The organism is Streptococcus vestibularis ATCC 49124, assembly GCF_000188295.1.
Taxonomy (GTDB): domain Bacteria; phylum Bacillota; class Bacilli; order Lactobacillales; family Streptococcaceae; genus Streptococcus; species Streptococcus vestibularis.
This window is the reverse complement of record NZ_GL831112.1, coordinates 913,448-928,570: the sequence shown is the minus strand read 5'-3', so window position 1 is coordinate 928,570 and position 15,123 is coordinate 913,448. Positions and strand designations below refer to the sequence as shown.

Annotated in this window: 11 protein-coding genes; 3 read left to right on the top strand and 8 right to left on the bottom strand. The window is 40.2% G+C overall.

Annotated features, from left to right (window positions below; all coding sequences use genetic code 11):
* The 5 genes from HMPREF9425_RS04590 to HMPREF9425_RS04570 all read right to left on the bottom strand — a co-directional run.
* On the bottom strand, positions 1-1,559 hold a 1,559-nt coding region (locus HMPREF9425_RS04590), incomplete at its 3' end, for a GH25 family lysozyme (protein ID WP_003097149.1).
* Positions 1,560-1,821: 262 nt separating this feature from the next.
* Complete coding sequence (lpdA, locus tag HMPREF9425_RS04585; protein WP_003092747.1) at positions 1,822-3,570, bottom strand: dihydrolipoyl dehydrogenase; 1,749 nt, start codon at positions 3,568-3,570, stop codon at positions 1,822-1,824.
* 178 nt (positions 3,571-3,748) lie between these two features.
* Positions 3,749-5,137: a dihydrolipoamide acetyltransferase gene (locus HMPREF9425_RS04580; RefSeq protein WP_003092711.1), complete on the bottom strand. Its 1,389-nt coding sequence runs from the start codon at positions 5,135-5,137 to the stop codon at positions 3,749-3,751.
* Positions 5,138-5,366: 229 nt separating this feature from the next.
* Positions 5,367-6,365, bottom strand: coding sequence for an alpha-ketoacid dehydrogenase subunit beta (locus tag HMPREF9425_RS04575; RefSeq protein WP_003097147.1), 999 nt, complete (start codon positions 6,363-6,365; stop codon positions 5,367-5,369).
* A 24-nt stretch (positions 6,366-6,389) separates the two neighbouring features.
* Positions 6,390-7,361 carry a thiamine pyrophosphate-dependent dehydrogenase E1 component subunit alpha gene (locus HMPREF9425_RS04570; protein ID WP_037621462.1) on the bottom strand — a complete coding sequence of 324 codons (972 nt, stop codon included), beginning with the start codon at positions 7,359-7,361 and terminating at the stop codon, positions 6,390-6,392.
* 192 nt (positions 7,362-7,553) lie between these two features.
* Between HMPREF9425_RS04570 and HMPREF9425_RS04565 the strand changes: the two genes are divergently transcribed.
* Positions 7,554-8,045 carry a hypothetical protein gene (locus HMPREF9425_RS04565; protein WP_003097143.1) on the top strand — a complete coding sequence of 164 codons (492 nt, stop codon included), beginning with the start codon at positions 7,554-7,556 and terminating at the stop codon, positions 8,043-8,045.
* 24 nt (positions 8,046-8,069) lie between these two features.
* Here the strand turns inward: HMPREF9425_RS04565 and HMPREF9425_RS04560 are convergent, their stop codons facing one another.
* The 3 genes from HMPREF9425_RS04560 to HMPREF9425_RS04550 form a co-directional block, all read right to left on the bottom strand.
* The gene (locus HMPREF9425_RS04560) at positions 8,070-9,995 is read right to left on the bottom strand and encodes a DUF2207 domain-containing protein (protein ID WP_003097142.1); all 1,926 of its coding nucleotides are present in this window, start codon (positions 9,993-9,995) and stop codon (positions 8,070-8,072) included.
* Positions 9,996-10,069: 74 nt separating this feature from the next.
* Positions 10,070-11,338, bottom strand: coding sequence for a dihydroorotase (locus HMPREF9425_RS04555; protein WP_003092772.1), 1,269 nt, complete (start codon positions 11,336-11,338; stop codon positions 10,070-10,072).
* A 19-nt stretch (positions 11,339-11,357) separates the two neighbouring features.
* On the bottom strand, positions 11,358-12,011 hold the full coding sequence (locus HMPREF9425_RS04550; RefSeq protein WP_003092476.1) for a uracil-DNA glycosylase: 654 nt from the start codon (positions 12,009-12,011) through the stop codon (positions 11,358-11,360).
* Between the two features lie 213 nt (positions 12,012-12,224).
* Here HMPREF9425_RS04550 and HMPREF9425_RS04545 point away from each other — a divergent pair, with 213 nt between their 5' ends.
* Positions 12,225-13,421, top strand: coding sequence for a cation diffusion facilitator family transporter (locus tag HMPREF9425_RS04545; protein ID WP_003092605.1), 1,197 nt, complete (start codon positions 12,225-12,227; stop codon positions 13,419-13,421).
* A 238-nt stretch (positions 13,422-13,659) separates the two neighbouring features.
* Entirely contained in the window at positions 13,660-15,006 is a 1,347-nt protein-coding gene (locus HMPREF9425_RS04540; protein WP_003092721.1) for a D-alanyl-D-alanine carboxypeptidase, read from the top strand.
* Positions 15,007-15,123 lie beyond the last annotated feature (117 nt).

Sequence of the window (15,123 nt, the reverse complement as noted above, 5' to 3'; positions counted from 1 at the left end):
GATGGAACTAAAACTTCTTTAACACCTAGAGGAGCTGATATATTAGTGATAACGGCGTCAAAAGTACCAGCATTGACGTTGTTATTCTCAATAGCAAAACTTGCTTTGGGTTTCAACTGCTCTGGTGTCTTACCAATAAAGACTTGAGTAGTTGTTCCGCCAACACCCGTCAATTGTCCGTCTTTTTGAACATAATAAAGGTGAACATTATAAAGGCCTGTTGAGTTTTTATGGGCTGAAGCTTTAACATTGACTGTATAAGTTCCATTATTTTGACGGTCAGCAGTATACCAGATAATGTCATCTTGGCCATTAATTTCTGACCAAATTGGAACAGAGACTGTTCCAACACCATTTGGTGCTTTGACATTAGAGATGACAACATCAAAGCTACCTAAGATTGGGTTGTTATTGACAATTGAGATAACACCACTCAAATCACCTTGAGTTGGATCTGTTTCAATGCCTACATTAGCAGTAAAACGTCCAGTATAGTCAACACTTTGATCGAAGACATGTTTGCCTGGCAAAAGATTAGCTGTCGCTGAGAACTGCCATGCACCAGTTTTACCGTTATAACGCATATTCTTTGCACTAGTAGCCGTAAGTGTTGCTGATGGATATTGGGCAACCCAGAAGTTTTCAATACCAAATTGAGAGGTAGAAACAGGTCCACGATAGCCTAGATTGTTCTCATCCAACCAACTAGCACTAGTATAGAACATCAAGTTATTGTAACCATGCTTGCGCATTTCATTAACCCATGCTTGAGTGTTACGGTTGATATTAGGAAGCATGTTAGAATCTTCAAAATCATTAACCATAACAGTGCTCTTTGGAAGGTTAAGTCTTTGTGCTGCCTCGATATAGAAACGAGCCTCTGCACGTGCTTCTTCCTCAGTTGTGTATCGAGAAAAATGATAAGTCGATACTTGGAGGCCTGCGATTTGCGCATTGCGAACCTGTGATGGAGCTTTGGGATTATTGTACCAAGTGTCTTCAGTCAATTTAACGACTACGCCACCCACTCCTTGGCGTGCAAGAGCACGGTAATCATCTACACTGATATCGCCATTATGGCTACTGACATCAATAAAAGTCTTAGGCTGAACCCTAAGAGTTGTCGAAGAGACATCTGAAGAATTCGTTAATTTAGCAGGTTTGGCAACAGCCTTGTTAGAAGCCTCAGAAGCCGTTGAATGTGCAGAAGCAGTCACACTCTCAGAGCTAACATTTGAAGTCGCTACTGATGTAGACGTAACAGTCGTTGTTGAGTTAGCTACATATGTTGATGCAATTGAGGTTACAGCCGCCACACTAGACGCTTCCGAATTTTGCTTAGCAGTAGCTGTAGAGGCAGGGGCTGAAACAGTTGAGCTTGGTGTTTCAATAAGTGACGCTTCACCACCCAAAATATCTGCTACGGTTTCAGGCTGATAGTGGTTTCCTTCAGCAATAGAAGGCGCTTGTGTTGCCACTTCATCTGCTTGAGCAACCTGAGTAGTTACAGCCAAGAGAACAGCCGCGCTGGCATAGTAGATAAAATCTTTCGTTCGCATTTAACTTTCCTTTTGCATTTGTAATACTTGAACCATTTTACCACAGAAAAACTCTCATGGAAAGGTTATTATTAAAAAGTTTCTAAATAAAATAGATATATTATAGAATCATAAACAAACTATCTTTCTTGATAGAAAACTATTTAACTTATTATTCGTATTTTTCTTTAAAGCTATTGAAAATCCGTAACGATTTTTTAATAAATACAAATGATAATATTTGAAAAAATTCCCGAACATCTGTCCGAGAATTTAATTTATCTTATTTACGTTTTGGTGGGTTATGGATGGCTTCTCCAAGTACGTCAGCAAAAGCTTCATACATATTTTCAGAGAAAGTTGGGTGACCATGGATAGATTGCAAGAGCTCATCTACAGTCAGTTCATTTTCCATAATAGTTGATGCTTCGTTAATCAACTCAGCTGCAGCCGGTCCAATGATATGAACACCAAGGATTTCATGGTACTTCGCATCTGCAACGACTTTAACAAAACCTTGAGCTTCGTTTGAAGCAATAGCACGTCCATTACCAGCAAAGCTTGATTTACCAATGAGAACATCACCATATTTAGCGCGTGCATCTTCTTCAGTAAGACCACACATTGCGACTTCTGGGTGTGTGTAGACAGCAGCTGGTGTGTAGTCAAGGTGAGCCTTACGAACGTTACCATGCATAGCATTCTCAGCTGCAACTTCACCCATACGGTAAGCAGCGTGAGCAAGCATCTTAGTTCCGTTTACATCACCCGGTGCATAGATACCAGGGATTGATGTTTCTTGATAAGCATTCACTTTGATACGACCACGGTCTAATTCAAGGTTAAGATTTTCAAGACCATCCAACTGAGGAACACGACCGATTGAAAGAAGGGCGCGATCAGCTACAATCTCTTCACCATTATTGAGTTTAAGGGTCAATTGGTTGTTAGCTTCTACAATCTCAGAAACTCCGACAGATGTCATGATCTTCATACCCTTCTTAGCAAGGATTTTTTGAAGTTCAAGTGACACTTCTTTATCCATAGCTGGAATAATGCGGTCAGCCATCTCAACAACAGTTACTTCTACACCGTATGAAGCATAAACAAGACCAAGTTCGATACCAACGACACCACCACCCATAACAGCAAGTGATTTAGGCAATTCACGTAAGTCAAGAATATCATCTGATGTCATCACAAGTTGTGAATCGATTCCAGGGATATTAATACGTGATACTTTTGATCCAGTTGCAAGGATGATATTACGTCCCTTGATTGTTTCTGAGCCAATAGTAACAGTCTTATCTGGGTTAACTTGACCAAGACCATTGAAAATAGTTACCTTATTAGCCTTCAGAAGACCTTGCACACCACCTGTAAGGGTCTTAACAACAGAGTTCTTAAAGTCAACCGTTTTATCCATATCGATAGTGTAGTTTGTTGATGCTAGGTTGATACCACGACCTGCAGCAATCTTAAGCCCATCAAGGATTTCTGCATTTTTAAGGTAGGTCTTAGTTGGAATACATCCTTTATTCAAACATGTTCCACCAAATTCAGATTTTTCAATGATAGCAACCTTACCACCAAGTTGTGCTCCACGAATGGCAGAATAGTATCCAGCAGGACCACCACCAACAACGATAATATCGTACTCATTGTCAGCAAGTGGTGCTTTTTCTGCAGCAGCTGCTGGGGCAGGAGCTTTAGGAACTTCAAGACCAGCAGATTCTAATTGAGCAGTTACTTCTGCAACAGGTGCGCTAGCTGCGCTATCAGCCACAACTTCACCCTCTGCTCCAATATAACCGATAACTTCAGTAACTGGTACAGTTTCACCAGCCTGACGAGTAATCTTCAAAAGAACACCAGAATCTTCTGCTTCAAGTTCCATGTTCGTTTTATCTGACATGATTTCAAGAAGAATATCCCCCTCATTAACCACATCACCCTCTTGTTTCTTCCACTCGATGATTTCACCTTCCTGCATGTCCACACCAAGCTTAGGCATAATAATCTCAAAAGCCATATTTTATGATACTAAGAACGCTAAAATGCGACAGAATTTTAGGAGTTTTACTTGTGTGCTTGCACACAAGTAAAACTATCTAAATTCCGAAGCATTTCGTTCGAGTTCAAATCGACTCAAACGTTTTAACGCCCTCTCCTTTCTATTTTAAAACTTCAGTTTTCAGATATTTTTTTACTTAAATCAACAATTCCATTGGATTTTCAATCAAATGTTTTAAATCAACCATGAATTTGGCACCATTCATACCATCTACAATACGGTGGTCAATAGTCAAGCATAGTCCCATGATTGGACGTACGACAACTTCACCATCAACAACAACCGGTGTCTGAATAGTTGCTGAAACACCAAGGATGGCTGAGTTTGGTTGATTAATGATTGGATTAAATGACTTGGTTCCGAACATTCCCAAATTAGTGATAGAGAAGGTTGAACCTGACATTTCTGCCGCCTTCAATTTACCAGCCTGAGCTTTTTTGATGACATCCTTAGAGGCCACCACAAAGTCAGACAAACTCATCTTATCTGCACCATGAACGACCGGCACAATCAAGCCATCATCGAGACCAACGGCAATACCGAGATTAACAAATTTGTGTAATTCGATATTTTGCGCATCATCAATCAAGGATGCATTAAGGTAACGGTGTTCCTCTTTCATAAGAGTACGCACAACTGCCAAACCAATCAAATCCGTGAAGGTCACCTTCATGCCAGTCTTATTCATGATTGGATCAAGGACTTGCTTACGAAGAGCCATAAGGTTAGTCATGTCCACATCGTAGTTAAGGGTAAAGGTTGGCGCAGTTAAGTAAGAGTGCGTCATTCCCTTCGAAATAGCCTTACGCATAGCAGACATTGGGATAACTTCCACACCTTCTGGCAAGACTTTTTCTGGCTTAGCTTCAACCACACGTGCAGCTGCAGCTTCCTTAACTTGGGCTGGGGCACTGATTGCAAGGATGTCTTCCTTAGTAATCTTACCACCAAAGCCTGTTCCAGATACGCTAGCTAAATCAATACCAAGGTCCGCTGCAATCTTACGTGCCAACGGAGTTGCCTTAGGTTGAGCACCCTTAAAGTTCTCAACGTCATCAGCATGAACACGACCTTTTGCTCCAGTTCCTTGAACTTGAGCGATGTCAATTCCCAACTCACGCGCTACTTTACGTGCTTTAGGTGTTGCACGTACTCTGCCACCTTCGTGTACGACAGGTGCTTTCGTTTTTGCTGCTACTACAGTTGCTTCCACAGTAGCAACTTCTTCAACTTGCAGAGCAGCTTCTGCAGCTGGTGCGCTCGCAGCATTATCAGCCACAACTTCACCTTCTGCTCCAATATAACCAATAACCTCAGTAACTGGTACAGTTTCACCAGCCTGACGGGTAATCTTCAAAAGAACACCAGAATCTTCTGCTTCAAGTTCCATGTTCGTTTTATCTGACATGATTTCAAGAAGGATATCTCCCTCATTAACCACATCACCCTCTTGTTTCTTCCACTCGATGATTTCGCCTTCCTGCATGTCCACACCAAGTTTTGGCATAATAATCTCAAAAGCCATTTATAAGATACCAAGAGCGACCAGAAAGCGACTGAAAATTAGGCGACCGACACGTCAGCTTACTGACGTAGACGGACGGTCTATTTTCCAAGCTTTCCGCTCGGGTTCAGTTACACCCTCTGGTTCGCCCTCTCCTTTCTACTTTAAATTATATTTTCCGATACTCTCACAGTTAAAACAAGAAACACATTTTACTAGCGAGACATATCACTTAACCGTCGCTAGAAAGTTAGTTTCCTTTATTGGCCATCTTGATAATAGCAGCCTTAATCTTTTCAACATCTGGAAGAACCGCTTGTTCCAAGACACGCGCATAAGGTACAGGCACATCTTCACTTGCCAAACGTACAATTGGGTGGTCGAGGTAATCAAATGCTTCACTTTCAGTAACCATAGCAGCGATCTCACCGATGAATCCACCAGTCTTATATGCATCATTGACCAACATCAGTTTACCAGTCTTCTTAACTGACTCGAAAATCAAGTCCTTATCAAGTGGAACGAGAGTACGAGGGTCAACGACCTCAACATTAATACCTTGTTCAGTCACTTCTTCAGCCGCCTTAAGAACACGTTCCAACATACGACCATATGTGACAATAGTAAGGTCAGTTCCTTCACGCTTGATTTCACCTTTTCCAAGTGGAATGTAGAAATCAGGGTCTTGTGTCACTTCCTCTTTCTTACCGTAAAGTGCTTTTGGTTCCATGAAAATAACAATGTTATTATCTTGAATAGCAGATTTCAAAAGACCTTTAGCGTCGTTAGCATTACCTGGAGCAACGACTTTAATCCCTGGAATGTGAGTCAACCATGACTCAAGAGATTGTGAGTGTTGTGCCGCAGAACCAATCCCTGAACCAGAGGCTACACGGAAAGTTACAGGAGTCTTCAAACCACCACCAAACATGTAGTTGTTTTTTGCACCATTATTAACGATAGCGTCAAGGGCAATCGTAATGAAGTCCATGAAAGTCAAGTCAACGATTGGACGAAGACCTGTAATGGCAGACCCAACAGCTGCACCAGCGATAGCTGCCTCTGAAATTGGTGTATCTTTAACACGTTTTTCACCAAATTCTGCCAACATACCAACTGAAGTACCGAAGTCACCACCATAGATACCAACATCTTCACCCATAAGGAAGATGTTTTCGTCTTTACGCATTTCCTCGCTCATGGCAAGGTTTACTGCCTCACGCAAGGCCATCAATTTTGTTTCACTCATACTTGTATTCCTCAACCTTTCTCTTTAGTCTACCCATACATCTTCAAAGGCAACTGAAAGTTCTGGATCTGGGCTATTTTGGGCGAACTCATAAGCTGAATCAACCTCAGCCTTGACTTGGCTTTGGATAGCATCTAACTCTTCAGCGCTTGCGATATTTTCAGAAACGAGATAATCACGGTATTTAATAATTGGGTCGTTGTTGTTCTTCCACTCGTCAACTTCTTCCTTAGTACGGTAAACACCCGCATCAGCAGTTGAGTGACCAAACCAACGGTAAGATTCTACCTCAACGATAGCGGGACCGTTGCCACCACGGACATGCTCAACAGCCTTGCCCATTGTTTCGTATACAGCCAAAACATCGTTACCATCTTCACAGTAGAATCCAGGGATACCATAGGCTTCTGCACGTGTATACAAGTGAGGAGTGTTGGTAGCTCTATGAATATCCATTGAGATACCATAACGGTTATTGATGATAAAGAAGATAACAGGCAATTTCCAAGTAGCCGCCATATTGACTGACTCATGGAATGAACCTTCATTAGTAGCGCCATCACCTGAAAAGGCAACAACGATATTCCCAGTTTCTTTGTACTGTTGAGTAAGAGCTGCACCTACGGCAAGAGCATAACCACCACCAACAATACCGTTAGTTCCGTAGTTACCTTTTTCAAAGTCAGCCAAATGCATTGAACCACCACGGCCCTTAGAAACACCTGTCGCCTTACCTGCAAGCTCCGCCATCATTTTATTCAAATCCATGTCTTGGGCAATAGATTGTCCGTGACCACGGTGATTTGAAAAGAAGATATCGTCATAGCTCAAGTGTTGAACAGCCCCAACGTTGGCTGCTTCCTCACCAACTGAAAAGTGAGTCATTCCTTGAACAAAACCACGACGAACTAATTTATTAATACGTGAATCGAATTCACGTATACGTTCCATTTTAGTGAACATCTCAAGATGTGTCTCTTTAGAAAGTTTTACCATATCGATCTCCTCTATCGAAATTTTTCTATACATCTAGGATAGGTTAAAAAAACTTAATGAGCAAGAAATATGCTTAAAAAATGAAAAGCCTTACATCCTTATCACTTATAGGCAATTCGTATGCTCTTTTTCAAAGCGTTATGATATGATTGGATAGATTTTACTCGTACTCAAATAGGGTATTTTATTATATTGGGTGATGCCATTATTAACGGGCTTACGGCATGTATAGCTTTTATACTTCAAATTATTATCTTCAAGGTGACCACGCAAAGGCCGCTTAGATACTGGATTATTATTTTAGCTGGTATAGCAATTTTTGCCTCTAGTTATTTGGGCATTTTGTATCCAAAATCCGGTTTTATTGCATTTGTACTCTTTCTAGCTGCCAAATCCTACAAAAATCTAAGACATACCATTTTGGAGACTTTCTTCATACCTTTCACCTTTGCCTTAATGGTAAGATTGGTCATTTTCCTGATTATTCCAATTTTTTTCCCTGCATTCTTGGATTACTATTTTGCTGGTCCCTTTATTCTCTTTCTTGCTTTTTTACTTTGGTTTGCACAAAACGTACTGCTTCAAGTGGTTTATTCTCGTATGAAATTAGAGGAGCTAAATCAGATAATCCTCAAGCTAAACAAAGACACCCAAGTTGGTAAACTGGATGTCCTTTTATGCTAATATTCCACGATGGATTGGTAAGGGTTAAAAGGCACCTCCTCCACCTCCTCCACCTCCTCCGGAGAAGCCACCGCCACCTAGACCTCCACTACCACTGTTTGAGTTGATAGAAAAGTTACTTACGGTATCCGAAGTCGAAACATAGGATTCTAAGCGACTAACATTGTTCAAAATAATAAATGGCGTTGCAGAATGAGTGAACTCATCTAAAGATGGATTGCTGAGGTGGATGTTATATCGTTTCAATACATCACTTACTTTATTCGCTTGTCCGTAAAGTGTCGCATAAACCAAGATACGATTCCATAGGATGACGGATTCGAGTTCTGATTGCCTAAAAGATGTAATACTTCGGAGCATGCTTTCGAAATATTGCCAATGACGATATTCTTCGATATGTGACGGGTCTAAAGTTCTCTTCCGTCTTTTTCCAATAGATCTTCTATTAGAGTACCAAACTAAAGCAAGAAAGAGCGAAACCAAAAGATAAATAACTCCTAGGCCAGAACCAAAGCCCGCAAATAAAAATATTGTTGCTAGTGTAGAAATAATAAAAAGTAGAGCAAATACCACATTCCCTGAAGTAATAAACATATTTTCTTTAATGGTAAAGTCTCGATATAGGTTAGGAAGACCGAGTGAGACAATCTCTCGATTCACACCTTCAGTTACACTTCTTCCATCTTGAACAAACTTCCTCCTGATACACTGTCCTTCTTCACGAACAGAATTCCTTTCATAATTAGACTTAGCGTTGTTAAACTGTTTTCTTAATCCTTTCTCGTCAAGATAGTATCTAGAGAACATCTCGCGATCCGTGATTTCTATACGATCATCAAACAACATTTCAAGGAAATCAAACTCGTAGTCTGCTAAGCCCTCTTTTGGAATTCGTCTTAGAGTATGAACACCATTTTCTTGGCTATAGGCTATGTAGCCTCTATCGACAAGATCTAGAATTACTGCTTGAACCATGTTCTTAAATTTTAAATGTCCATTCTCTTCGCCAAGTCCTGTTTTATCAAATGATTGGTTATAAATACTTTTTGCTAAAACTAAAGGTGGTAAATCTTGAGGAGTTTCGTATATTCGTACATCGTATGGGAAGGAAGGCTCCTTAGTCCATCTCAAAACTCTCCAGAATAAGAAAGAGCCGAGAATAAAGAAACCAACCATCACTTTAGGCAAAATCTTGTAAAAAGCATTCTGATAGGCTGCCATTGTCTTGCTAATAGATGCTTCCTTCTCTATAAACTTTTCCCTATATTTCTCATCACTGATATATGACAAATGACCATCTTTTAACGCAGACGTCATAGGCCAATATGCATGTATTTCTAGCTTACCACCCGACGGTAAGTTTTCAACCCGCACACGATAACCGTTTGAAGTTCGCTCTACATCGGGAGTTTTTCCAAAATAGCCCGTATGAGCAAAAAGCTCCCCATGACTTGCATCTAGGCCTTCAACTTCAAAGTCAACATGGTTGATTGATTCATCCCAATCAGAGATAGGAAACCAGTTTAAAACAGCAATATCTGAATAGAGTGACAACATATTCTGTATCTGCCAGGTAACTTTTAACTGAACCTTATCACCATCGGAACCCGAATTGTAAACTTTTAGTTTTACACCGTCAGAAAGATTTGTTTCCTCCACTTGAATATCTTTCTTTTCTTGACCATTCACGGTTGCTGAAACACTAGGGTTTTCCGAAATCATGAATCCTTTAGGTACAGGATCAGCATATCCAAGTGTCACATATTGTCCATTATAGTCACTATTAAAAACATATAGTACTTCCTGGGTGAAGGTCCCATTGCCATCATCATTTATAATTAGGTGCCCCTTGTAGGAAGCAATGTCATATCTTACCTCTTTTGCATGAACTGTTGTTGTCGGCAGGAGGATGGTAAGAATAACAATCAGAAACAAAAGAATTTTTTTCATCTGCGTCCCCTTTAATGACTAAAAAAGCAGGTACAACACCAAGTGTCTCGATGTGCCCTGCTCTGATCTGCTATTTAGGCTTGATAAACAATCTCACCGTCACAGATAGTGTATTTAACACTGCCCGTAAGTTCTTCGCCTACAAATGGTGAATTAGCTGCTTTAGACTTAAAGTCTGCTGTAACCTGACGTTTTTCCTTGTCTGCAAAAATCACAAGGTCAGCTGGTCCATTTTCAGCCAAATAACCAGCATCGAAGCCATAAAGATCAGATGGGTTGCTAGTCATTACTTTCAAGAGTTCTGTCAAACTTAAATGTCCTGCTTCAACTAAATTAGTCAAACCAAGAGATAGAGAGGTTTCCAGACCAGTCATTCCTGATAGTGCTTTAGTCACATCAGACACATTCTTTTCATCGGCATGATGTGGCGCGTGGTCTGTGGCAATGACTGAGATGACTCCAGATTTCAACCCTTCGATGACGGCCCGACGGTCAGATTCCAAACGAAGTGGTGGGTTCATCTTGGCATTAGCGCCTTTTGAGAGTAAGAGGTCTTCAGTTTTTGAGAAGTGCTGTGGCGCTACTTCAGCAGTGACTTGTGCTCCAAGTTTTTGAGCAAACTCAACGACTTTTACAGATTCAGCTTTCGACAAGTGTTGAATATGAACATGGGCTTGTGTATCATAAGCAATCATGACATCACGCGCAATCATACTGTACTCAGCTACACCAGTCGCCCCACAGATATGAAACTCTTTTTTAGCAATATTTTCATTGAAACCGAGAATACCATTAAGATCAGGATCCTCCTCGTGAAGACTGATAAAGGTATTATTCTCCTTAGCTAGCTCCATGGCTTTTTTGACAATACCAGCATTGGTCAATGGAATACCATCATCTGAGAATCCGACAGCACCGGCTTCAAGCAAACCCTTGAAATCAGTGAGGTTTTCACCATCAAAGTTCTTTGTAATAGTCGCAACAGACTTAACATGGATATTTTCCTTAGCTGCCGAAGTCAAGACATCTTTCAAAGTTTCCTTGTCTGAAATCGTTGGATTCGTATTAGCCATCATCACAACTGTTGTAAAACCACCTGCAGCCGCTGCCAAGGCACCCGTATGAATGTCTTCCTTATGGGTTTGACCTGGCTCACGGAAATGAACATGGATATCCACCAAACCAGGAGCAACCACAAGACCAGTGGCATCGATAACTTGGGCATCTCCAGCATCGATATTTTCAGCAATTTTAACGACTTTTTTACCGTCCACAAGAACATCAGCTTGCGTATCCAAACCAGACTTAGGGTCTACAACACGACCATTTTTAATCAGTAACATAATCTTCCAACTTTCTATTTTACTTCAACCAATCAATTGGGGATTGGCCTTGAGATACAAGGTAGGCATTGGCTTTTGAAAATGGCTTGCTGCCAAAAAAACCACGATAGGCCGACAAGGGACTCGGATGGGCACTCTCAATAATGGCATGTTTAGAATTAGTCACTAGCACTTTCTTCTTACGAGCATAGCCACCCCAAAGTATAAAGACTACAGGAGTATCCTTTTGATTAAGAACCTTAATAACAGCATCTGTAAAAGGTTCCCAAATCTGACCAGCATGTCCATTTGCCTGACCAGCTGGGACAGTCAGACAGGCATTAAGCAATAGCACCCCTTGCTCGGCCCAGGTTGTTAAATCATGATGACTTCTAGGACCAAGATCCTCCCCCAATTCTTTGAGAATATTAACCAAAGAAGGTGGAGCTGGAATCGTCTCAGGAACTGAAAACGAAAGCCCCTGAGCCTGATTAGGCCCATGGTAAGGGTCCTGACCAAGGATTACCACCCGAACTTCTTCAAAAGGAGTCTCTAACAAAGCATTAAATACCTTATCTCGTGGGGGATAAACCGTTCCCTGACTATAAACCTGATCCATAAACTGATTTATCTTTGAAAAATAATGATCCGGCAGTTCCTCTTTCAGAAGCTTGTGCCATGTCGAATGTTCCATAAAAACCTCTTTTAGATTATTATACACCCTAAATTATACCATAATTTGTAGATAATATTCGGAAAATACTGAAAAATACTATGTGATAGCTGTTTCTTCAATCTTTTCCTTTTAAAAAGGCGATTCATATTAACAATCAATGTATTACAGGCTTTAAGTAACTATTCTTTTGTGCTATAATAAATACTTATATTTAAACAAAAAGGTAAATCTATGACGACGTATGAAAATTTAAGGGCAGCCAGACGAGGGCCTATTGTCAGCATTGCAGCCTACTTACTTCTTACCATTGCCAAACTTATTGCTGGACACTTTTTAAACTCTAGCTCATTGATTGCTGATGGTTTTAACAACTTATCTGATATTTTGGGGAATGTCGCCCTACTCATTGGATTGCACCTGGCTAGTCAACCAGCCGATGCAGATCATAGGTTTGGTCATTGGAAGATTGAAGACTTATCAAGCCTAGTTACTTCCTTTATCATGTTCGTAGTAGGCTTCCAAGTCCTAATTCAGACAGTTCGAAAGATTTTTTTGAGAGAAGAAACAGTCGTTGATCCACTTGGTGCCACTGTCGGTGTCCTATCTGCTCTCGTCATGTGTGGCGTTTACTTATACAATAAAAGACTTGCTAAAAAGCTAAAATCCAGTGCTTTGATAGCTGCTGCTAAGGACAATCTCTCCGATGCCGTAACTTCTATTGGAACATCAATCGCCATTCTTGCAGCATCCTTCAACCTTACCATCATCGACTATATTACTGCTATTATCATCACCTTCTTTATCCTAAAGACAGCCTATGGTATCTTCATGGAAGCAACCTTCAGCTTGTCAGATGGTTTTGATGAGAGGAATCTTAAGGCCTATGAAAAAGCCATTCTGGAGATTCCCAAAGTTACCAAAGTTAAAAAGCAACGTGGACGTTCCTATGGTAGTAATATCTATCTTGATATCGTTGTTGAAATGAACCCTGACCTCTCCGTCTACGAGAGTCACGCCATTACTGAACAAATTGAAGAAATCCTCAGTAAGCGTTTTTCTGTCTATGATACTGATGTCCATGTAGAGCCTGCTGCAATTCCTGAAGACGAAATTTATGGAAATGTACTTCGCAAACTCACTCGGAATGAAAAGATTATCTTATCAAAGATTCCAGACTACGAAAACCTCTTAGCACCTGACTTCTACTTAATTGATGAAAATGGTCATCATCACACACGTGAGAAAGTCATTGCCAATCATCAACCACTTCTCAATAACTTTGACAGCTTCAAGATGACATCTGTTAGTCAAAAAACGAAATTAATTAGTTACGAACTGGGAGGCAATTTCCATACCAGCATCTGGCGCCGAAATGAGACATGGTTTATGATTTACCATCAAGTCACAGCTATAAAAGATAACGAGTAACGAGCAACTCAGCTCGTTTTTTGTCATCAAAAGTATGTTATTTTTAAAACACTATAGATTCTAAAAATTGTATTAAAATATAAAATATTACGAAAACACAGTATGTTATATGGTATAATGGAAGTGTTTATCACCATCAAATTTGTCTTTTTAAATTTGGTTGATACATAAATTCTATTAAAGTATTTATATTGGTTCTGCCTACGACAGAACCAATATAAAATAAAGGAGACACATTATGAAAAAGAAAATTGTTTCCATCCTTTTATCAGCTTGTCTAGCCCTAGCCCCTAGTTTGTCTAGTGCAGATGAATTAATGGATATTACACGCGCTGCTGGTTATACTGAAGCGACAGAGGCCTATCGTCCTAAATCTACTCTATTAATTGATGGAACTACCGGAGATGTCCTCTGGGAGGAGAATGCTGATGAAATCCGTGACCCAGCCTCTATGTCTAAGGCTATGACCCTGTACTTGGTCTTCGAAGCCATGTCCAAAGGAGAAATTTCAGAAGATACTGTTATTACAGCTACTCCTACAGACCAAGCTATTGCCGATATTTATGAAATCTCCAACAACAAGATTGTTGCTGGTGTTGACTACACGGTTTCAGAGCTCATTACCATGACAGCGGTGCCATCCTCTAACGTTACAACTGTGATGCTAGCCAACTACTTGACCAATAATAATCCTGATAAATGGCTAGACATGATGAATGAAAAATCTAAAGAGCTGGGGATGACCAATACCAAATGGTTTAACGCTTCTGGTGCCGTTGCTGTTGCCTTCAAAGGTTACTACAGTCCTCAACGTTATGATAACAACCAAACCAACCAAACAACTGCGCGTGATTTGGCTATCATGACCTATAACTTCATCAAGAAATACCCAAAAATTCTCAAGTACACTAGCAAACCTGTTGTCACAGTTAAGAAGGGAACACCTTACGAGGAAACCTTCGAGACTTACAACTACTCTATTCCAGGTGCCAAATACGGAATTGATGGGGTTGATGGGTTGAAGACAGGATCTAGCCCAGAAGGTGCCTTCAACTATATTGACACCATCAAACGTGGTAATCAACGTATGATTGCTGTCATCATGGGCTCTGGTGATTGGTCTGACCAAACAGGTGAAGAGATTCGTCATACCTTTGGTAATGCTCTCGTTGAGAAAATGTATAAAGACTTCTCTTACAAGAAAGTTCTTAGCAAGGGTGAACAAGAAATCGACGGTAAAAAATACAATGTCGAAAAAGATGTCTACGCCACAGTCAAAAAAGGCAAAGACCCTAAAATCTCTGTTAAAGATGATCAAATTGTTATTGATAATGGTCTGAAGACAGTATCACCTAATATCAAGGCTACTTCTGTTAAAGCTACAAAAGTTAAGGGATGGTTCGATTTTGGAAGTAAGCAAAAAGATAAAAAGGCTACAAAAGCAACAAATAATGGCCAACTCCCAGTTTATTTCTGGCTACTCTGCCTTGTTCCAATTGGACTTCTCTACTTGATTTATCTAAATGAAAAGGGACGTCTTCAGAAAGTTAAAGAACGACGTCTGGCTCGAGAACAACATAAATAAAAGAAAGCGTGTCTATGACACGTTTTTTTCTGATTTTAAATAGAAAACTAAAATTGCTGAAATCTATGCTATAATACTACGGTATAACGTTTTATAAACAATAAAATATATTAATAT